This is a genomic window from Roseofilum sp. KMC-1 (assembly GCF_057802075.1).
Map to the genome: position 1 here is coordinate 1,848,794 of NZ_CM173605.1, position 20,938 is coordinate 1,869,731.

Below are 20,938 nucleotides of genomic sequence, written 5' to 3' on the forward strand. Positions count from 1 at the left end.
TTAACTCCAACCGCTCATTCGGGCCATCAGTGCTGCTAACAGAGGTAATACTGTAAAACAGACTAACTCCCCTTTAATCAGCCCAGAAATTCTGTTGATTTTTGGAATTTCTACTTTGGGGATTTCACCAGCTTGCAACATCTTAATCCAGGTTAGAAAAGTAAAAGTCGGATAGAGAGAAAACAGACTGACTAGCACAAATACCCCCATTTTAGCATAGAAAAATGGATTACTCAAGTAGTAATCTGTTCCTTTACCAAAATAGAGAACTCGCAAGATCCCGGTAATTAAAATGGCTGTCGCCCCAATGCCATAAGCTGCATCTGCAAACGCGACTCGTTTCGCTTCATCAAGGGTCATTTCTGCTTTTAAGTTAAACAATTCTACGGTCAAAGCCGCAAAAGCTAACATGAAGCCTAAGTAATGGAAATAAGCAGTAATTGAACTTGCCCACATAATTTCCTCGATCTAAGTAATGGGTAGGTGGGCATCGCCCACCCCATTATAATAACGGTATGTTGAGAATAAGTAGGATAGGCATCGCCGCAAGTGCATTTTGGTCATCAGCTTAATATTGCTGTTCATCAGCCGAGCGACAAGTATTTCTCCAACCCAATAACGATTTTTATCTCGCTTTTTTCCTAACCTGTTTTCGTTTCCATTAGTAGGGGCGGGTTTCAAACCCGCCCCTACAACTACAACATTTCCATTAGTTTGACTTCCGAAGAAGTGTTCAAAGCTTGGGCGACTTTGCAGCCCAGGCTGTGGCTGCCATGAAATCGTTTCCATTAGTTTCACTCCCGAAGAAGTGTTCAAAGAGAGTTCATTCGTGAATTCGAGGATCTGAAATCTAATGTTTCCATTAGTTTGACTTCCGAAGAAGTTGAAAGGGAATCCCACAGGGGTAGCGGGAGGCTCGACAGTTAGGTTTCCATTAGTTTGACTTCCGAAGAAGTTGAAAGGCTTCGAAAGGCAGTGTAAAGGGGGGTCACCCAACGTTTCCATTAGTTTGACTTCCGAAGAAGTTGAAAGCTTACCATTAGTCTACTAGTCGTGGCTATTAATAGTCAGTTTCCATTAGTTTGACTTCCGAAGAAGTTGAAAGTAGCGATTATATTGGGCATTGGAAGGAGGTGTGCCAGAAGTTTCCATTAGTTTGACTTCCGAAGAAGTTGAAAGGGCAGGCTCATGGAGTGCTTGCCACAAGTGGATCGTAGCACCCCAAATATGAGGGGGTCAAGATCGCCTCATATTTATTAGAAATAATTATCAATAACTGCGATTCAAAACGGCTGAAACCCAGACACACAGAGCGATATGAGGGGGTTAACGACAGAATCAGACTTACAGAGATTGCCTGACCCCATCATATTCAGGACTAGGAGATCTAAGGACAGAGGAAAATACTCCCTTCGAGGGAATATGTGCAGTCCTCAAAAACTTATACAATAATCGACAAAGTTAGACATATTAAAAGTGAGTCAAAGTGAGTCAAAATGAGTCAAAAATTGTGTTTCAATAAAAACCTAAAGAAAATTTGTTGATTTCTTTAGCGCGGGTTCACCAGCAACTAATGTATCAACAGACAGTCCCGGAAAATAACCAGACGCGATCGCATGACTCCCGCTCAACGGTTTACTCGCAAACTCCATGCCCTATTGGGTACAGACAACCTCACCGCCTATTTTCCCCAGTTACCCACAGAGCAACAGTGGTGGCGGAATAATGGGGAGGCGATAGAGGCGATCGCCAGTGCCTCAGATCATATCAACTTCCAGGCCAAGCAGAATTCCTCAACAGTCCATAGACATCCCATTAGCGGGCAATCTCAAGGTATTAAAAATCATACCGATCTCCATCAGACCCTAGGAAATTTACCAGAGAATGTCAGAACTCTAGACAACCCTCAAACCCTCTTCTGGTGGTTGTGGCGGTTTCTGCCAGAAATGCAAGCGCAACACAACACTCAAGCCTTACTCGATCCCCAACACCCCATCCTTCCTGACTGTCCCAAACATAGTTACCGTAGCACTGTTTCCGCCTTAGCCGGAGCCATCACCGGAGAAACTCCAGACACCTTAAACAATCCCTATCTGCTCATCTTTACCTTCTCCCCCGTCCAAGAATTTATCAAAGCTTCCCGTAAATTCCTAGACTTTTGGTCAGGGTCTTACATGCTCCATTATCTGAGCGCCAAACTCTGTTGGTTTATTGCCCAAGAGTATGGCCCCGATGCCGTCATTACCCCTTCCCTCTGGGGACAAGAAATCATTGACGCATTGATAGTTAAAAAATTAGATCTAGAGTTATTTACTCAAGGTTTTCACCACTACTGCGATCAAACTCCTGAAGAACGCTTTAAACACTCTCCCAGTCTCAGTACCGCCGGATTTCCCAACACCATCACCGCTCTTATTCCCGAAGCTGAAGTGGAATCATTTGGAGGGAGGTTGGTTGAGCAATTAAAACAGGAATGGCAGGAAATTGCTGACAAGGTTCGCAACGATATTCGCAGTAAGACCATTGAGTATTTACAAGACCCTAAGAATGAAGAAGAAATAAACAATTTGGTAAGGGCGGGTTCACCAATCTTTTCCTCTTCCCACCAAGATATAAGTGAACCCGCCCCTACAGAACCTTCTGAAGGAATAACGGAGAGCAACAATAACCCCAACGATCGCGACATCCATAAACTTAAAGACTCAGCCTGTTGGAGTTGGGGAAAACTCTGGGAAGCACAAATTAATCATACTTGGGAACCTTACTGGGCAGCGATTCCCTTGGGCGATCCCAGTTCAACAGTTCCCTTCTCTATTCAGAGCGAAATTAACCACAAGTTTGACGAATCCTGGACACAAGCCCAAGAAAATATAGCCCCTTCTCGCTATGACCAACCCACTCCCACTCAAGCAGAAGACTTAGCCTATACGAAACTGAACATAGGAACCTGGTGGGCAAACACTCAAAGCCGTATTGGACAAGCCATTCAAGCCATTAAAAATACTCGCACTTGGCGCATTCCTGCTGCACCGGGCGAGCGTTCTACACTTTCTGGACAATTCACGGCTTTACATCCATTTTATCGGTACGAAAACCAACGAGACAAGACCTCTGGCCAATGCCGAGACTATCGCGAAGGAGGAGGAATTAGCTCCGGTTCGATGCAACTGTTCTGGGAGTTAATGGCCTTAGTTTATCCGGGACTCTTCAATGGTTCAGAAAAACTCAATGCCCTAGAACTCACGAAGCGCATGGCTTGGTCTCATGGAGGAGTTGCCGAAGCTTTGGGAATAGAGATTAATGGCGATGAAACTGACTATGAAAGCTTAATTCGTTTCCCTAACTTAAGTTCTATTGCGGCGGCTAGTTTTGCATTTCAATATCCAGCACGAATAGGGCAATACTGGGGTAGATTGCGTAGACTAATTAACGACTCTCTAGAGTTGAGTCGAGAAGAACACGATCGCTTTTGCAGTAAAACCTGCCGTCCCTTTCAAGTCCCTAAAGTGGATGCAGTGATGAGCCAAGATTACAATGGCGTAGCCTTTTCCAGTAAATGGTTAGCCGATGATATGGGACTAAATGAGCAATCGAGTAAAGAAAAGGTTGCCCTCTTAAGAAAATTAGTCGATCGCGCCCATAAAGACTGTGGATTTAAGGACGGTTCCCCGGCTGATTGGTGGGTAATTATTGCAGCCGATGGGGATGGGATGGGGAAATATGTGAGCGGTCGCAAATTGAAGCCTTATCAAGATTATATTGAGCGCGAGCAAATCGCTCAAGAACCCAGCAAATTTGCCAACTTTCTCACCATCCGCAAGCGCATGGGGCCAGCAACTCATGTGGGACTTAATCGCGCTCTTCTAGACTTCTCCAATCGCATCGTTCCTTACCTGACAGAACAACGATTTTGTGGTCGAGTTGTTTACAGTGGCGGCGATGATGTGCTTGCCGTTCTTCCCCTCACCGATTTACCAGAATATTTGCTATCTCTGCGAGCCGCCTGGTGTGGAAATAACGATCCTTACACCAAGGATTCTAACGTCAGATTTGAGGCTCAAGGAGGGTATTGGCAGCCGCAGTTTCGGCAAAGTAATTATAGTTCTGGACTCCCTAATCGCCCCCTATTTACCATGGGAGAAGGAGCAACCCTTAGCGCCGGAATTGTAATTGCCCACAAAAGCGTTCCCCTACCCACAGTCTTAGAATCTCTCTGGGAAGCAGAAGCAGAACGAGCCAAGAAATTACAAGGCGTTGGCGACTATCCCGATAAAGATGGCTGTTGTTTTCGCGTCATTTATGGCGGTGGCAATACCTTAGAAGCCTTAATCAAAGGTCAGTTATTACCCAATTGGTGGGAATGGTTACACGCAGGACAAGATCCCAACAATTCCTTATCTCCCGTTCTCTATCGTTTAGCCGAAGAATTACCCCGTCATGCCGATATAACCCAAGACTTGCAGTTAATTTCTAAAGCAGCCAGAGTCATTATCAATTCTCGCGATACTCCCCTTGCTGAAGAGACACAGAAGAAAATTTGTGATTGGTTCGATGAGTGGGAAAAATGGGCATTTGCCGTTCAAAACCGGTGGGAAAATCAAGGAAGACGAGAACCGAAACCTTTGGGAATAACTATGGATGATTTAGCAAAAATCTTACGGTTTAGTGCTTTTTGGCTGGACAAGATGGCGCTGGGAGAAGGCTGGAGCAGGAGTGAGGAACAATGAGCAACGAAAATGAGGACTTTCACTGGTACAGTATCGCGCCCTTAGATGTGCTGCTCTTTCGGGAAGCCAAGCCCTTTAGTCCTGGGGATGGGTCTTGGGCAAAGGGCCAGTTTCCCCCACTGCCAAGTACCTTATTCCAGGCATTGCGATCGCTCTGCGATCCCTATCTGAATAAGAAACGCGACCTGAAATTTATTGGCCCCTTCCTCATGGATGACAAAGATTGTTTATGGGTTGCCACTCCCAGAGATTTAATCGGCGTAAAAACCGCTAACCAGGAAGACAATAACACCAGCAAAGATCCAGAAGAAACAGAAGGTAAATGGGAACGATTAGAACGCCTGCAACCCTATAACTCTCAAGACACCTGGACATATCTCAAATATCAGAGCCAATCTTTACCTCCCCTACTTCCACCCAAGTTAGGAGACCAAGAATTTATTACCGGATTAGGAAAACCTTGGATGAAAGCCAGTAAACTCCCTGCTTATCTAGAAGGAGAATTTATGAATGGCCACTTTACCGAGGATGACTTTTGCAGCGATCCTTGGGATATCCAAGTCTTACCCCACACTGCCATGGAATCAGGACAACGGCAAGTCAAAGACTCCCAAGGATACTTTACCGAAGTGGCTACTCGCCTGCACCCTGGATGGAAACTCGTTGCTGGTTTTCAGACGAGCAAACCCTTATGCACCGAACCTCAAGCAATTCGCTTAGGAGGAGAAGCCCATCGTGCTTTAGTGACACCATTAAACAACTTACCCGAATGGGAAGCCTTAGCGCCCTATCGCACTTGGGAAGAAGGGAAACACTTAGCTTACTTACTCACACCCGGTTTAGCTCGTTATCCAGATAATGCAGACAACGAACCCATTTATGCCGCCTATCCTCGCCATTGGCAGAAGCATTTAGCCGGTTGCGCTACGGGGAAAGCGCTACTCTGGGGTGGTGTTTCTCAGATTGAGCGTCAGAAACCAGGTTCTTCAGATACCAAAAACAAGGAATGGCAATTTGGTTTGCTTCCCCAACGCGCTCTAGTTCCTCCAGGAACAGTCTACCGCTTTAAGAGTGAGCCTGAGTCTAAGGAACTCATCACCGGTAAGGGTTCACCTTGGTTAGAAACCTTTTCTGCTCTGCACTATGGACTTTTATTATGGGGATATGAAAAATGACGATTAATCTTGCCTATCTTTATCTACTCTCACCCTTACATACTGGAGGGACGAGCCAAGAAGGAAATGTAGTCGGTATTGCCCGTGAAGCTCACACTGATTTACCCTATATGCCCTCAAGTACCATACGCGGGCGCTTGCGAGCAGCGACTACTCCGAATAAACAGCGTATTGAGCTTTGGGGGAATACCCTAGAAGATCTCAAGAGCAATGAAGACCAAAAGAAGGAATCAACTCAATCAGAACCAACGAATTTAACTCAGGGTTCGCTGTGGGTAGGGGATGCTTCGCTCTTGTGGTTTCCGGTTCCCTCTCTCAGTCATGGCGTGGTTTGGGTAACTTCACCCTTGTTGTTGCGACGCTGGTTGCGGTTGACTTCGATTTCATCTGATGCGCTCCCCAATATCCATGCGTTTAGTCAAGGAAACCAACAGGATCTTTATTTACGAGATGCGGTTTTTCGTGCTAACGCTCTCAAGTCTTTTGGCGATTGGAATAACTATATTCCCAAAGGTAATGTGGAAACTCAAGCCATTTCACAGGTGTTTGTTTTGGGCGATCGCGATTGTGCCGTACTCATTCAATCTAGCCTCTGGCGACAAGTCAAAATTAAACTAGGTGAGCATAAGACGGTTGATGGAGGATTTCGCTATGAAGAAGCCATTCCCCCAGAAACAGTCATGTATTTTCCGTTTGGCAGTACCATCGCGTCTAATGACAGTGCTGAAAGGTCTAAACAACAACTAGATTCTGTGTTAGAGCAACAAATCTTCTGGCAATTTGGCGGTCAAGAAAGTTTGGGGCGGGGTTTAGTGAAACTGTGGTTAAATAAATGAGGAACTATCTATGACTCAATACGATCCGCGATCGCTCTCTACTCCCGTTTACACAGCTTTAAGTCAGCTAAAAACTGATACGCCTGAACTAGCAGCCCAAAAAGAGCAAAAAAATCAAGCCGTTGAACTCTATACCTATCTGTCCACTTGGGGACTCTTGCGACTAAAGGCTGAAGAAACTGCCCTGCAAAGTCAAGCCCAGAAACAAAAAGTAGTAAAGAAGTTTTTCCATGTTCTTGCTAAGGTTATGGAAAAGTCAGAAAATGAATTCACCATCAACTATCTCACTGGATTGCCAGCATCTGACTATCTGGGAGTTACTGGAATCGCACTGCAACTCGCTCGTGAATTCTCTTTCTGGGCAGAGTCTATCTATCCTAAAGATTAATGTTTAACTGTCTATCCCCCAATTAGCTCACCATTAGGTGTACATTATGCCTCCTTCTCCCTGGTTTCAAAACCGACAACTCACCCCCCATAAATCAGCCAGTTGGGTTGAATATTTGCGCTGGTCTCGCATCACTCCAAGCGACGGAACCGAAAAGAGCGGCACAATTATGGAATTGTTCAAAAAATTTGAGCAAGGAGATTACAGTCATCATTTAGAGCGTTTATGTCAACGTACTAAAGACCTTGCGGGTGATGATAAAAACTGGTTTATTGCCCAATGTCCTTGGCGTATTCGTGTTGGTGGAGTGCGAGGGCCAGAAGAGATGTTACTGCCTGCCTTTAATCACATTGGCATTCCTTACATTCCTAGCAGTACGCTCAAGGGAATTGCTCGTGCCACCGCAAAACGTGAAATTGATGAAAAAGAACTCAATAAAATTTTTGGTTCTATTGACGGTGATGCAACTCAGATGGGTCAAGTAGTCTTTCTGGATGCTTATCCTGAAGATAATAAACTTGGCTATCTCCAGTTAGATATGGCCAATCAAATTTGGAAATGGGAAGGGGATACCGCACCGACCTATAAAACTAACCCTAATCTCTTCATTTCTCTAGAAGAGCCTAAATTTGTCATAGGGTTGCGTCAAGGAACCTCTAGCGATGAGGCATTTCAACAGGTACTAGGTTGGCTCAAAACAGGGTTAGCCACAGGTATAGGAGCGCAGGTGAATTCTGGCTATGGTGTGTTAGAAACAGAAGAAATAAAACTACCGCGTATCTTACCCCCTATTACATTTGAGTTGCAAGGGCAATTAATTCACGGTCATCAGGAATTTGTTGGTTGGCAAAGAAACAATCAAAATACAGGATGGAAACCCCCTGGAAAAGCGGTGGAAGAAGTCCGCTCTACAGCCTTCCGTTCAATGCTGCGCTATTGGTTTCGCGCTTTAGCTTTAGGCGTACTCCCTCAAAATAGGGTTCATACTTTAGAACATGAGATTTTTGGAGGAATCGATCCTCAACAGCAACAAACTGGAAATTTTCGTTTAGTAGTTAGCGGAAGCATTACGCAATCTCTTAATCGACAATCCCCTGGTATAATGGAGGGTAATCTAAAATTTTATGTTTGTCCTCAAGCTAATCGCCAAATTCCTGAAGACAACTTGAAAACATTTTTACAAACTCTGACTTGGCTAATGGTTCATTTGGGAGGAGTTGGACAAGGAGCAAGGCGACCCTGCCACAAACGTAATAATAACCCTTATTGGAGAGGAGCAACTTTAACCGTTACGAACGATCATTCCTATTGGCAAGATCCATCTAGTCTTACAAAATTTCAGGCACTATTTGCTAAACGGATGAAAAAGTTTTATTCAATTTTACAGGAATTAAGTGGTGTACACTGCAATTGGCATAATCCTAATTCTGTCCAACGTAATCCCGATCGCTTAACATGGGCTGAAGCGATCGATCACCAATGTGAAATTGTTTGTGTATCCGGAAGAACTAGGAATCATAAACCTTTTGCTTTAGCTGAATTACATGAACTGGCTTACGGAAATAGGGGTTATAATCCAGCCTTATGTGGTAATAGCAGTGACAAGCCATCTCCTATTTGGATTGCTGCACTAGAGAATTACCAAGTCATTACTGTATTTGGAGCGACTGAAGCCACTCGCAAAGGCTATATTGATGAGTTGTGCAAAAAAAAGAATGGCTCAACATTTGTAAAACTTTGGCCACTACACTAAGAATATTTGGGGATTGATTATGACTATTCTAATTGCAAACATTGGTACATCAGATCTAGCGGTTCGATTAGAGCAGCCCCTGAAGAAATTACCTAGCGATCGCCTCAACGAAGTTTCTCTGAGCGATCGCGATTTAGAACAAGACTATTATCTCCCCATTGGATTCGATCGCAGTGAACCCAACTTGGAAGAAGAAAAAGCTAAACTTAATAGCACCGAACGTTTAGTTTGGGATAACCGTCAATGTTTGATTGCACTTTGCTTATGCGATTTATTAAGAGTTGAATATCATCCCTCAAAATATACTTTTTTATTTCGGGACTTAACCAACTGTCTTTTGAAAGAATATCAGAAAAATCATGATTACTGGCACGATCGCTTGCGTCCAGGTCGTATTGCAGGAGTTATTAAGACAGCCTTAACAGAGAAGGTACAAAAAGGTTATATCTTTGTCACCGATCAACCAAAAATAGTTGATGGCAAGGAAAACCCAGGGTATAATACGGATTCAATTCACTTGTTTGAGCTACTGCAAGCTTGGTCTAAGCGAGAGTATGGCGATCGCATTGAGCTGCTGCCCGTAACGATTCCTCCCCATGTCCCTGCGATCGATATGGATGGTCTATTAGAGGAATATTATCAGTTTTTTAACCGGCTTGAGACAGAGGATATCTTAGTGAGTGTGAAGGGAGGAACGCCGCAGATGATGACGGCGTTGCGCGTACAAGCGATCGCCTCTCGTTTCGCTAAACAAATCTATCTGGAGCCTCGTCTGTCTATTACTAACCTGCTCAAAGGACAGTCTTCTGAGTGCGATCGCATCTCCTATTGGCGTACTCAGCGTACCCAGAAATATCAAGCCGTCAAGCAATTGCTCGACGATCGCTGGGATTTTGAAGGTGCAAGAGTGATTTTACAAGGCTGGGTGGATAATTTAAAGAACCTTGAAGGAGATAACATTACTGATATTGCACAAGTAACGAAGAGTCGCGATCGCTTAAACATTGCAATTCAAGCTTTGGCGATGGCAGTTAGTTATTTAAATCTAGATTATAAATACGCTTCGGTTCAAGCATATCAAGGATTAACACTAAACAATACAATTTTATCACCAGAAAACTGGAACCCGTTTCAATTATGTCGAATGTATAATATAGCTCTGAATTTATACACTCGTTGCCGTATGTTTTGGAAGTTAGAACGGATTGCCGATTTCCTGACCGGGATTGGTTCATTTTATGAAGAAGTTCTTCATGAAATTATTCGTCTTCTAGGGAATCAGTATCTGCATACGGAAGAAAATTATTGGTATATTTATCGCCAGGATTTACCCAATCCACATTGGAATGTAATGATTCAGCGCATGGGTAACCTTGAGCATTCATTTGAGCGTTGGTATAATCAGCAGAACGGAGACGAGAAGTATAGATTAGGAAATCGGATAAGAAAACGGAGTTTTGTGCAAGCGTTGATCGATTCTCAAGACTGCGATCGCTTAGTAAAAGCAATGGAAGCATTAGATTATTGGTGCGATCAACGTAATGCCTTAATTCATGATAGCGAGGGAGTTTCTAAGGAACGATTAGAACAGGTGCAACGAAAAGACTGTAATTCTCAAGATCAAAGCGTGGCTCAAAAGGCATGTAAGAGTTGCTTGCCTAAAGATATCTTGACTCAAATGAGTAGCATCTATAAGGATTATCTGATTATTGTCAAACAAAAATTGGATAATCCAGATTATCTGAATCCCAATGGTTCATCTTACTATATTTATTCAGATGTAGCGACGTGGGTTAAAGAGATTCTCGATCGCGATCGCTAATCACCCATAGTAGGGGCGGGTTTGAAACCCGCCCCTACCGGTTACACAATTAAAACTTCATCGTCGATCGCATACAATGTCGTAACAAATCAGATAAACCATATCAGTCACCCATTACCAATCATCTGTAGGGGCGGGTTCGTATCATCTGTAGGGGCGGGTTTGCCAAATAATTAGGAGGCCAAACGAGCATTTAATAAACCCGCCCCAAACGAGCATCCCGACAAAACTCGCATTATTGCTCCCCATGAGGAGTTTACATTTTTGGGTTATCAGTTTCGGGCGGGGGAAATTATTGCCCCCGTGAGGAAAACTCCTCAACAGTGATTTAGCCATTGCCGTGCCAGTCAATCGCGTCAGCCATATCGTTTTGTTTGGCTGTTGTAATCTTTCCCATGGAGCGATTAGTTTGGCTCTGCGCCGACGGATTCCAATTTTGTTCTTGTCTTATCAAGGGCGCTATTTTGGTCGTCTGCAAACCGATGGCACATCTCAAGTGAAGTATTTGCGCCGACAAGTTGAATGTGCAGCAGATCCAGAGTTTGTACTGCGACAGGCGAAGGCGATCGTTGGAGGCAAGTTACACAATTGTCGTATCCTATTGTTGCGTCTTAATCGCCGCTCTAGTCATCAAACTTCGGAAGCAACGGCTTCTATTGAGCAGTTAAAGGATTACTTAGAGAAAGTTCCAGGGGCTGAGTCTTTGGAATCGTTGCTCGGATATGAAGGACAGGGGACGCGCATTTATTTTCAAGGGTTGGCCAGCTTAATTCATGAACCCTTTGTGTTTGAGCGTCGCACTCGCCGACCTCCTACTGACCCGGTAAATAGTTTGCTCAGTTTAGGCTATACGTTGGTACATCAAAATCTTCATTCTTTGGTGCAAGGGGTGGGGCTACATCCCCATTTTGGTAATCTCCATGTGCCTCGCGATAATCATCCTGCACTCGTTAGCGATCTGATTGAGGAATTTCGCGCTCCTTTGGTGGATTCCTTGGTGATGTTTTTGCTTAACTCTCAAATCTTTAGCCTGGAGGATTTTACTCCTCCTGATGCTCGTGGAGGCGTTTATTTGTATCCTGACCGGTTAAAGGTGTTTCTCAAACATTGGCAGAAGCGCTTGCAGTCCCAGGTTACCCATCCTCACACGGGATATCAGGTGAGTTATTTTCGCTGTTTGGAGTTGCAGGTTTGGGAATACATCACTTGCTTGATGGGGGAAGAGGAGGTTTATCGACCGATGACTTGGAAAATGTAAGTGGGTAGAGTTTTCCACTGTCCTTTGGAAACACGATCTCCACCGGTTGGGAGCCATTTCCAACAACCCTTCCCACTTCCTCTGAAGTGAAACTAATGGAAACTTCAATCGTGTCCACCGTAGTAGTGGATTCTTGAAACACTTCCCACTTCCTCTGAAGTGAAACTAATGGAAACCATGACCGTATTGGTCACGTTCTGCATGAGGCTGTCTTCCCACTTCCTCTGAAGTGAAACTAATGGAAACATTTAACGACCACTTCCGCGGTGGTCATCTTGATCATTATCCTTCCCACTTCCTCTGAAGTGAAACTAATGGAAACAATGGTAGGGGCGGGTTTGAAACCCGCCCCTACGCTTTACCCTGACGTAGGTATCGTTGTTGTCATTTGAAAGGTTGTGATTGGGTTTCAAACCTGCCCCTACAACCCCTACGCATCGCGATCGCCCTTCAGACTGTGGTAAATTGCAGGGTAGGGTTAAATCATCACACTCGTGCCGCGATCGCTAAAAATCCATCCCAGTCACAAACCCGCTATTCTCCAGGCGCTCACCCGCAATGGTTTTCTCACCCAAGGCGCTCTGGCGGGTCATTTGGGTATGGCGCTCTCAACGGTCAACAACTTTATTAATAGTCGCCCCGTTTATCTCTCCAATGTAGAAATCATTTGCGACGCATTAGGACTCAACCCAGCCGACTTAATTCATCCCATAACCACACAACCTGAAGACCAACCCGATACAGCAACCCACCCTTCCCTTACCTTCTCTTCCTATGATGGGGCTTGGGTAGGTCGAGAGGAAACCGTACAGTGCTTAAGTCAACTATTGCAAGAATCAACGCGGTTATTGCTCATCCTGGGATTAACGGGTATCGGTAAAACTGCTTTGGCTGAACGATTAATTCTAGAGAATCAATCGAGCATGGAAGACTTTCAACGGGTCAATTTAGAAGGACTTCCCTCGGCTGATTTTGCCAGCGTCGCTCTGCAATGGTTGCAAGGATGGAATGTTCCCTTATCCACCCATGATTATCAACCCGAACAACTGCTACAGCATCTGCTCCAATATCTACAAGAGCATCGAGTTTTCTTGCTCTTTGATTCCTTAGAAGTCTTACTTGTCCCCGATGAAGACAGCTATGGCGGGCAATTTCAAGACCCCCATTGGAGTGCTTTTTTCCAAGGATTTCTCGCTGCTCCCCAATGCCCCAGTCGGATTCTGATTACTTCTCAAGAATTGCCAGAGCAAGTCGTGCAACAGCGATACAGCATTTTTCGTTGCTATGCGGTACATTTCGATCCCCCTAAATCCCCCTTAAAAAGGGGGACTTTTACTGCCCCCCTTTTTAAGGGGGGGTTGGGGGGATCTTTTCCGACTGTACCTCATTACCGCGCGAAGCGCTGTATCGCCAGACGATCGCCAGTGGCTTTGGGTTGCCCACGGTGCGATCGCTCTTGGAACATTTAGAACCCTGGTTAGAGATGGCACAAGAAGGAATACGTCAGAAGCGGTATGCTTGGAGTAGCGAACTGCTAATGGTGTTGTTACAAGAGGTCACTCAGGGATATACGGCTGAAGTCCAGGGGTTAGATTATGATGGCCAAGTCTGTGGGTTTTCTCAAGGATTGATTGCCAGGTTGGGAGAATGTTTTGGAACAGGAAAACTTGATGCAACTACAAGAAGGATTTTATTTGAAACTTTATTAAATGCGATCGCCTTAGACTTAGATGCAGGAGGAATTTCTTATGCCGATGGAGCGGCTGAGATTTTGTTAACTGCTGCTGATGAGGAATGGCAAGAGATTGAACGGCAACTTCAGCAAGCGATTCCCAAAGGAAACGACTGGGCGAAAAAACGAGTAGAAAAGTGGATTGCACAGCGACAAGAGCAAGAACGCTTTGATTCTAAACAACTAAGTTGTCCCCATTGTCAGTCTACAGAAGTGATTAAATATGGTCGTAGACGAGGCAAGCAAAACTATCGCTGTGGAAAGTGCAGCCGTCAATTTGTGGAGTCAGTAAAGTCTAAGCAATATTCCCCAGACGTAAAAGAGCAATGTTTACAGTTAGCCGCTTCAGGCTATAGAATACGAGAAATTGCTCGCATGACAGGAGTTCACTTTTCAACGGTGAGTAAGTGGCTCAACTCCTAATCGAGGGTTTTGTTTTTTGAGTTGACCCTCCCTCATTCAACACTTGAGGAGAAGATTTGCTCTCGGCCCTCCCTCATTCAACACCTCATCATACCAATGATCTGTTCTGTGGCAAAACTAGGAAGGAGCTTAGAGGTCTTAGCCCTGGTGAAAGGGGAATTTGAGGCGATCGAGGATAGAATTTTCAATCCATCCTTGCGTTTCCTAGATCCGATCCGGGGGGGGTCGGGGAATCGCTGTAACCCTGATTCTTTCGTTGACCCCTCCGGAAGTCTTGTCCTGTATGGATTACAGCCATTTTGAATTAACTCTATTGAGAATTACTTCTAATAAAATCAAGGACATCTTGACCCCTACGGATTTTGGGTGCTACGATCCGCTTGTGGCAAGCACTCCATGAGCCTGCCCTTTACACTTCCTCTGAAGTGAAACTAATGGAAACGAGCTGTTGAACGCGCCCTGACCCACGGTGGTCATCTTGATCCTTTCCACTTCCTCTGAAGTGAAACTAATGGAAACACCTCCGGATGTACGGGAGGTACGGGGGGAGCCACGGGGGCTTTCCACTTCCTCTGAAGTGAAACTAATGGAAACTTGACATTGTTGTTGGCAGACAGTTGTCCAGTGAGCTTTCCACTTCCTCTGAAGTGAAACTAATGGAAACGCAAATATATAAGTAAAAAAAGAGGGATTCATCCCCCTTTTTTATTGCACATATTATGATGCCGCTTGTATCCTGTTAGCCAGATTCACCCGCTTCTTGAAGGGCAAAATCAATCACTCGCTGACTTAAACGAATATTATGAGCCAGCATATTGTCAATTGCAGTTTGAATCGATAAAGAGGGATTATATTGTTTCGCTTTGAGTAAAATACCCACTGAGCCAGTAACAGACAAACCATTTAGACGAGCGACTCGTCGCCCCACAGCTTCATCAATACAAACGGTTTGAATACCTTTATTAATGGCTAGTTGAATAACAGAAGCTTCCCCTAAATCTAGGGAATTCAAGAGGAGGGGAAAAATTTCCAGGGGAGCCGTTTGTTTAATTAACCAAGTTGCTGCTTCAAACTCACTCATTCCTAATCCTGTGCTTCCTCCAGCTAAAAGTTCTTGCCCAACTTCCCAGGAAACCCAAACTTCTTGATACAAAGATTGTAAAATACTCAGATCGCCTGTAGCTGCGACCAAAGCAATTAAAGGAGATGTATTAATGGCAATACAGCAATTTTCGCTGCTATGCGGTACATCTAGATCCCCCTGAATCCCCCTTAAAAAGGGAGACTTTCCTATTCCCCCCTTTTTAAGGGGGGCAAGGGGGGATCTTTTTTTGCTGTACCTCATTACCCCGCAAAACGCTGTAATTGAACTTCTAGGCATTCTCTAGATCCCCTCTCAGTTCTTCTTCAGTCAAATCAATAGCAGCTACGCCATAATCAGCGAGTTTGAGTAAAAATGTAGTGCGGCTCACTCCTAATAAGGTCGCAGCCATACCCGAAGAAAGCTGTTTGAGTTCAAAAAGCTTAACTGCCATTGCCCATTTTGCTGCTTGCTCAAATTGCTCTGGAGTTTGCCCCAAGGCATCGGGAAAAGTCTCTGGGTAATTGATGGTAATTTGCGCCATAATCAATTAAAAATTAGAAATTAAAAGTTTTTGGGTATGAGTAGGGAAAAACTGCCTCTAGCGAGCGAGACGATCGCACTCCTAAAATCTAAAGCACTACTTTAGAGCAGTCAAGGCACTACAAGTTTCAATTCCTGATAAGCATCAAGCAGATCGGGAACAGAAGAAGACACTAACTCCCAACCCGACTGAAAATAAACCCTCATTTCTTCTACTCGCCCTAGCTCTAAACAAGTCGTTGCTAAATTCAAGTAAGTCACCGCTAACGTCGAAGGAGAAGCATGGTTAACTTGCCACTCTAATGCAGCTTCCAAATGCTCTAGAGCTAAAGGATATTCTTCGCTGTTCAAATATCCATAACCCAAATACAGCAATTTTCGCTGCTATGCGGTACATCTAGATCCCCCTGAATCCCCCTTAAAAAGGGGGACTTTCCTATTCCCCCCTTTTTAAGGGGGGCAAGGGGGGATCTTTTTTTGCTGTACCTCATTACCCCGCAAAACGCTGTAAGCATGGGACTTGGCTTCACTGCCCCTATCTTCTAAAATCTGCGCTAGAGTCAGACAGCGCTCTTCCCAGAAAAAGGCCATATCCCAATTCTCTAAAGCGTTTTCAACGTAACTCAACCCTTGCATAGCCGCTAACATGCCTCGTTTATTTTTCAGCCGACTGACAATCAGCAAATATTCTGTAAACTGAACTTTAGCTTGCTCGTATTCCTCACATTGGGTGTAGGTGATGCCTAATGCTCGGAAAGCTTGGGCAATAAGCTTAGGTTCACCCAGTTCTTGAGCCAGTTCTAAACTTTTATGCTGCCATAGAAGCGCTGTATCGAGTTCACCGAGGGTTTGATAATCTGTGCCTAAACTGCGTTGAGAATAACAGATTTGTTCGCGATCACCATATTTTTCCCCCAAAGCTAAACTTTCTTCATGCAACGATAAAGCAGCCGTTGGGTTGCCCTGCTCGGTATAAATATCACCGAGAATATGTAACGCTCTCATGCGAATCATCGGTTGATCGAGAGACTCGCCAATCTCCAGACAGCATTGAGCATAATGTTGGGCAATATTGTATTGCTCTTGTCTGTAGGCAATATTGGCTAAGTTTCCCAATACCATCGCCTTCGCCTTGTCTACCGATCCCCCTAAATCCCCCTTAGCAAGGGGGACTTTTGTATCGCAAGAATTGAGGATATCTAAAGCACCTTGATAAGCTTCTTCTGCTTTAGTCCACTCTCCCAACTCATTATAAACATTGCCCAATCCCGTCAGAGCCATCCATTCCCCATCCTTGTCATTGAGGCTTTGAGCCAAGTCTAGATGAGTTTGATGAGCATCAAGGGCGCGATCGTATTCCCCTTGATAATCATAATAGTTTCCTAGCCCATTCCAACAAACTGTATCACAATAGGGATTGACTCGATGGAGCAAAAGATCATAAAACTGTTTTTGTTCTGCCCAATATCCCCAAAGTCCCAGTTGATAATGGAGTTCTTCATCCATATCTTCATTGGGAACAGTAGTTAGAATAACCGCCGCTCGTTTCCAGTCTTCAGCTTGGATTAAATGATAGAAACATTCCAGATAAGGCTTAACTTGCTCTAAAGGCGCGGCTTTTTCTGAATGATAGTGAGGAAAGCTAAGGAAATATTGCACAGCCGTATAATGGCTGACAGCAGCAATAGGAAGTTTGGTAAAATCAATAGCTAGTTCAGCTAAAAGGCTAGGATTCATTACCTCAAAAATACCTCAAGAATGAGACATTGTAGGGGCGGGTTTCAAACCCGCCCTTACATTCAAAACCACTTCAGTGAGTTGATAACCGATCGCCCGTTCATCAGCAAAAATACAGATAAGGCAATCCAACTACTGAGCATAAAGGCGATGACAAAATTTAGAAGAGGGGTTGAGTCATTGTTGAACAATAATCCTGAAGTCGAAGCCACGATCGCTCCTGCCCCCAAGCTGGCACTGACATGATAGACTGAGTTTTGCAATCGGCGATCGCGTTCTTTCTCCTCTTCATCTTGCCAGCGTAAATACTGCATCATTGAATACTCATGCATATCTTGTACTTCTTTGCTCACCTCATCATATAAAGCATTCAGTTGAAACATCTCTCGCCACTTACAATAACAGCGATGATGATTGTCTTGTTGCATCACTTGCAGAAAATGTCCTCTAGCTGTGAACAGTAGAAGTTGATCGCGGATTTTCTGAAAAGTTTGCATATTTTGTTCAACATCTTTTTTTTCTTGAGAAAGCTTCCAACACTCTGCTACCTGTTCTGATAAATGAATCAAAGCGAAGCGTTGATGAAGGGCTAAAAGGAAGAGTAAGAAATATTGATCTTGTAAATGTTGGGGCAGAGTCTCTCTAAAAAAAATTGAATCGGGGGTATGGCAACTATAAAATCCACCTCCTTCTAGAGAGAAGAGGAAATATTGATTTTTAACATAGGGCAGGACATTATCTTTCTCTTGACTAAAATCTAAGTCGCGATCGTGGGGATTAATGATTTGATCGAGACGAAAGAACTTGGTTAATCGATATAATATTTCACTCTGATAGTCTTTGTTGTCAAGATTCACATTACCACAAAATAGAGCAAAGAAGGTCAACATTTTTCCCGGAATGAAGATTTCCTCTGTTTTGAAACCCGTTAAAATATCTTGATCGATCATAGTTTTCAAATCTCGATCGCCATCGGAATCACTGAGGGGAGATATTCTGACGGTTCTGCCCCGATTAATAAATCTAAAATAATGAATCAGATTCAGCCAATGTTCCAGGGTATCAACACAGGGACTGACCTTAAAGATTAAGAATCCAATCCCCATTCTAAACAAGCCTAAACTCAACGGATCGTGGGAGTCAAAGGTGAAATCAAAAGCTTCTAACTGCTTGCGATCGACCTTAAGCTTCCAAGTCTCACTTTGTACTTCTTTGTCATCTTCAGAGGAGTGATAGAAGTTGAGATCCTGATTGAGGCGATCGGTTGACTTTAAAAAAATAGCAGTTGCTTGGTCTTCTTTTTGTTGTTGCCCATCAATATTTAAATACTTAGCTACAGGAGAGAGGACATACTCTGAAACTTTAGAAATATCTTTTATTTCCCATAAATTTTTCTGGTCTAACAGAGATTTAACCAGCGATTGATAACCATCAGAGTCAAACCGAAAAGGGTAAACAAAATTTACAAAAGAGTTTTCTAGTATGGTTAGATACCCTAGATTTTGTTCCATAAAACTCAATCACTCAACACTTTCCAGGGTAACAGATTCTCCAGATCGCAGTTTGTAAATCTCATCGTTGGCATTGAATCGAGTTACAATAATTTTTTGTACCCGCCCTTCTCTCATGGACTGCATCATTGCTTTGAACTGAGAGCGGTTATCCTTAGACCCAGACTCAATGCCAACATAAAGTTTCTCTGCCCCTGCCCTTCTTAGGCGATCGCATAGCTTGCTCAAGCGCCTAGGAGTTTTCCGTCTGTTCTCTGTATGAAACCCTTGCGTACCCAACGATTTTCACAATATTTTGTCTAATGTACAGTATAATTAGCTCGCGCCAACGGGAAATTTTGGAAGTCGTCTTCCGCAATGGTTGGGATTACATCGAAGGCTTACTCAAAGGGGATCAACCCGGTGAACCTAAGTTACCTTCTCCCACCGTATTACGCAATATTCTGATTGATTTAGGGCCTGTATTTGTCAAATTAGGACAACTGCTCAGTACCCGGCCCGACTTACTACCGGGTCGTTATATTGTTGCCCTATCTAGCTTACAAGCCAATGTTCCTGCTGTTCCTTGGTCAGAAGTAGAAGTGCAACTGCGGCAAAATTTACCAATTCCCTTAGAAGAAGCCTTTCCCAGAATTGACCCAGAGGCGATCGCCGCCGGTTCCCTCGGCCAAGTCCATCGTGCTACCCTCAACACAGGAGAAGACGTAGCCTTAAAAATTCAACGTCCCGGTATTAGTCGCATCGTCGAGCAAGACATCACCCTCATTAAAGGATTAGCCGAACTAGCCTCATTAAGTGATTTTGGTCAAGACTATGATTTAGTCGCCCTCGCTGACGAATTTACCAAAGCCTTGCGCGATGAATTGGACTTCACCAAAGAAGGCCATTTCACCACCCAAATGCAAGAAAACTTATCCACCAGTCGGTGGTTTGACCCCAAACAGCTCGTTATTCCCCAAGTCTACTGGGACTATACCAGCGAAAAATTACTGGTTTTAGAATGGTTACAAGGCAAACCCCTACTTGCCGCAGATCTTACCCCATTCGTCACCCCCACCCTATCCATTGAGCAAAAACGAGACGAAGTAACCACCCTGCTCTTTCGTGCCTTCTTCCAACAAATTTATATTAACGGCTTTTTCCATGCTGATCCCCATCCCGGCAACATTTTCTTACTCGACGACGGCCGAGTTGCCCTGCTAGACTGTGGCATGGTGGGACGAGTCGATCCCCGTACTCAACAAATTTTAACCGAAATGTTGCTGGCGATCGTCGATATTGATGCCCAACGCTGCGCCCAACTCACCCTCGATTTAGCCGAATCCAATCAACCGGTTAATCTCAGTCGTTTAGAAGCCGACTATACCCGGATGCTTCGCAAATACTATAACGTTAATTTGAGTGAAATTAACTTTAGCGAAGTCTTCTACGAAATTCTCGAAATTGCCCGCAACAACAAAATTCGCCTCCCCGGTAACATGGGACTCTATGCCAAATCTTTAGCCAACTTAGAAGGAGTCGCCAGAGGCTTTAATCCTCAAGTCAATTTACTCGATCAAATTAAGCCTCTGATTACCGATATTTTCCAGCGTCAACTGCTCGGAGATAAACCCATTCAAACCCTGCTGCGAACCGCCCTAGATCTCAAAAGTCTTTCCTTACAATCTCCCCGCTTAATCGAGTTATTTCTCGATCGTTTAACCTCAGAAACCCTGAATTGGAATATCCAGGTTAAAGACCTAGAACGCCTGCGGCGCAGTATCGACGACTCCGCAAACCGTCTTTCCTTTAGTATTCTTGTTGGTTCCCTCATTATGGGAGCAGCCATTATTTCCAGCAACGCCCAAAGTCCCCAACTTTCTTTACTCAGCGCCGTCCTATTTGGAGCGGCCAGTTTAATTGGATTATGGCTAGTCATTAGTATTTTAAGGTCAGGAAGATTGCGGTCATAA

16 protein-coding genes and 1 pseudogene are annotated in these 20,938 nt (G+C 44.2%); 10 read left to right on the plus strand and 7 right to left on the minus strand.

Going from position 1 to position 20,938, the window contains the following annotated elements; genetic code table 11:
- The gene (locus tag AC3FZD_RS08495; RefSeq protein ID WP_488739717.1) at nt 1–456 is read right to left on the minus strand and encodes a DUF2214 family protein; all 456 of its coding nucleotides are present in this window, start codon (nt 454–456) and stop codon (nt 1–3) included.
- A gap of 12 nt (nt 457–468) precedes the next feature.
- Nucleotides 469–789 carry a hypothetical protein gene (locus tag AC3FZD_RS08500; RefSeq protein ID WP_488739718.1) on the minus strand — a complete coding sequence of 107 codons (321 nt, stop codon included), beginning with the start codon at nt 787–789 and terminating at the stop codon, nt 469–471.
- An 827-nt stretch (nt 790–1,616) separates the two neighbouring features.
- On the opposite strand from AC3FZD_RS08500, the gene cas10 reads away from it, so the two are divergent.
- From cas10 to AC3FZD_RS08545, 9 genes and pseudogenes are all read left to right on the plus strand, one after another.
- On the plus strand, nt 1,617–4,727 hold the full coding sequence (gene cas10, locus AC3FZD_RS08505) for a type III-B CRISPR-associated protein Cas10/Cmr2 (protein ID WP_488739719.1): 3,111 nt from the start codon (nt 1,617–1,619) through the stop codon (nt 4,725–4,727).
- Nucleotides 4,724–5,902, plus strand: coding sequence for a type III-B CRISPR module-associated Cmr3 family protein (locus AC3FZD_RS08510; RefSeq protein WP_488739720.1), 1,179 nt, complete (start codon nt 4,724–4,726; stop codon nt 5,900–5,902). The genes cas10 and AC3FZD_RS08510 overlap by 4 nt, the downstream gene beginning before the upstream one ends.
- Entirely contained in the window at nt 5,899–6,738 is an 840-nt protein-coding gene (gene cmr4, locus AC3FZD_RS08515) for a type III-B CRISPR module RAMP protein Cmr4 (protein WP_488739721.1), read from the plus strand. The genes AC3FZD_RS08510 and cmr4 overlap by 4 nt, the downstream gene beginning before the upstream one ends.
- A 10-nt stretch (nt 6,739–6,748) precedes the next feature.
- Nucleotides 6,749–7,126 carry a hypothetical protein gene (locus AC3FZD_RS08520; protein ID WP_488739722.1) on the plus strand — a complete coding sequence of 126 codons (378 nt, stop codon included), beginning with the start codon at nt 6,749–6,751 and terminating at the stop codon, nt 7,124–7,126.
- Between the two features lie 46 nt (nt 7,127–7,172).
- On the plus strand, nt 7,173–8,879 hold the full coding sequence (locus AC3FZD_RS08525) for an RAMP superfamily CRISPR-associated protein (protein WP_488739723.1): 1,707 nt from the start codon (nt 7,173–7,175) through the stop codon (nt 8,877–8,879).
- A 19-nt stretch (nt 8,880–8,898) separates the two neighbouring features.
- On the plus strand, nt 8,899–10,701 hold the full coding sequence (locus AC3FZD_RS08530) for a hypothetical protein (protein ID WP_488739724.1): 1,803 nt from the start codon (nt 8,899–8,901) through the stop codon (nt 10,699–10,701).
- A gap of 219 nt (nt 10,702–10,920) precedes the next feature.
- Nucleotides 10,921–11,959: pseudogene (cas1, locus tag AC3FZD_RS08535) on the plus strand (CRISPR-associated endonuclease Cas1); the annotation flags it as partial.
- A gap of 494 nt (nt 11,960–12,453) precedes the next feature.
- Nucleotides 12,454–13,428 carry a helix-turn-helix domain-containing protein gene (locus tag AC3FZD_RS08540; protein WP_488739725.1) on the plus strand — a complete coding sequence of 325 codons (975 nt, stop codon included), beginning with the start codon at nt 12,454–12,456 and terminating at the stop codon, nt 13,426–13,428.
- The gene (locus AC3FZD_RS08545) at nt 13,404–14,114 is read left to right on the plus strand and encodes an IS1/IS1595 family N-terminal zinc-binding domain-containing protein (protein WP_488739726.1); all 711 of its coding nucleotides are present in this window, start codon (nt 13,404–13,406) and stop codon (nt 14,112–14,114) included. Before AC3FZD_RS08540 ends, AC3FZD_RS08545 begins: the two co-directional genes overlap by 25 nt.
- 739 nt (nt 14,115–14,853) lie before the next feature.
- On the opposite strand, the gene AC3FZD_RS08550 is transcribed toward AC3FZD_RS08545, so the two are convergent.
- From AC3FZD_RS08550 to AC3FZD_RS08570, 5 genes are all read right to left on the minus strand, one after another.
- Nucleotides 14,854–15,408 carry a PIN domain-containing protein gene (locus AC3FZD_RS08550; RefSeq protein ID WP_488740300.1) on the minus strand — a complete coding sequence of 185 codons (555 nt, stop codon included), beginning with the start codon at nt 15,406–15,408 and terminating at the stop codon, nt 14,854–14,856.
- Nucleotides 15,409–15,487: 79 nt separating this feature from the next.
- The gene (locus AC3FZD_RS08555; protein WP_488739727.1) at nt 15,488–15,739 is read right to left on the minus strand and encodes a UPF0175 family protein; all 252 of its coding nucleotides are present in this window, start codon (nt 15,737–15,739) and stop codon (nt 15,488–15,490) included.
- A gap of 110 nt (nt 15,740–15,849) precedes the next feature.
- Nucleotides 15,850–16,089, minus strand: coding sequence for a hypothetical protein (locus AC3FZD_RS08560; protein ID WP_488739728.1), 240 nt, complete (start codon nt 16,087–16,089; stop codon nt 15,850–15,852).
- A 99-nt stretch (nt 16,090–16,188) separates the two neighbouring features.
- A complete protein-coding gene (locus tag AC3FZD_RS08565) occupies nt 16,189–17,475 on the minus strand; it encodes a tetratricopeptide repeat protein (protein WP_488739729.1) in 1,287 nt (428 codons plus the stop codon).
- Nucleotides 17,476–17,537: 62 nt separating this feature from the next.
- Nucleotides 17,538–18,986, minus strand: a complete 1,449-nt coding sequence (locus AC3FZD_RS08570) for a hypothetical protein (RefSeq protein WP_488739730.1) — start codon at nt 18,984–18,986, stop codon at nt 17,538–17,540.
- 302 nt (nt 18,987–19,288) lie between these two features.
- On the opposite strand from AC3FZD_RS08570, the gene AC3FZD_RS08575 reads away from it, so the two are divergent.
- The gene (locus tag AC3FZD_RS08575) at nt 19,289–20,938 is read left to right on the plus strand and encodes an ABC1 kinase family protein (RefSeq protein ID WP_488739731.1); all 1,650 of its coding nucleotides are present in this window, start codon (nt 19,289–19,291) and stop codon (nt 20,936–20,938) included.

What these genes read in the sequence shown, in the direction of transcription:
- AC3FZD_RS08495 (WP_488739717.1), bottom strand. Translation starts at nt 456, where the DNA reads ATGTGGGCAAGTTCAATTACTGCTTATTTCCATTACTTAGGCTTCATG.
- AC3FZD_RS08500 (WP_488739718.1), bottom strand. Translation starts at nt 789, where the DNA reads ATGGAAACGATTTCATGGCAGCCACAGCCTGGGCTGCAAAGTCGCCCA.
- cas10 (WP_488739719.1), top strand. Translation starts at nt 1,617, where the DNA reads ATGACTCCCGCTCAACGGTTTACTCGCAAACTCCATGCCCTATTGGGT.
- AC3FZD_RS08510 (WP_488739720.1), top strand. Translation starts at nt 4,724, where the DNA reads ATGAGCAACGAAAATGAGGACTTTCACTGGTACAGTATCGCGCCCTTA.
- cmr4 (WP_488739721.1), top strand. Translation starts at nt 5,899, where the DNA reads ATGACGATTAATCTTGCCTATCTTTATCTACTCTCACCCTTACATACT.
- AC3FZD_RS08520 (WP_488739722.1), top strand. Translation starts at nt 6,749, where the DNA reads ATGACTCAATACGATCCGCGATCGCTCTCTACTCCCGTTTACACAGCT.
- AC3FZD_RS08525 (WP_488739723.1), top strand. Translation starts at nt 7,173, where the DNA reads ATGCCTCCTTCTCCCTGGTTTCAAAACCGACAACTCACCCCCCATAAA.
- AC3FZD_RS08530 (WP_488739724.1), top strand. Translation starts at nt 8,899, where the DNA reads ATGACTATTCTAATTGCAAACATTGGTACATCAGATCTAGCGGTTCGA.
- AC3FZD_RS08555 (WP_488739727.1), bottom strand. Translation starts at nt 15,739, where the DNA reads ATGGCGCAAATTACCATCAATTACCCAGAGACTTTTCCCGATGCCTTG.
- AC3FZD_RS08565 (WP_488739729.1), bottom strand. Translation starts at nt 17,475, where the DNA reads ATGAATCCTAGCCTTTTAGCTGAACTAGCTATTGATTTTACCAAACTT.
- AC3FZD_RS08570 (WP_488739730.1), bottom strand. Translation starts at nt 18,986, where the DNA reads ATGGAACAAAATCTAGGGTATCTAACCATACTAGAAAACTCTTTTGTA.
- AC3FZD_RS08575 (WP_488739731.1), top strand. Translation starts at nt 19,289, where the DNA reads ATGTACAGTATAATTAGCTCGCGCCAACGGGAAATTTTGGAAGTCGTC.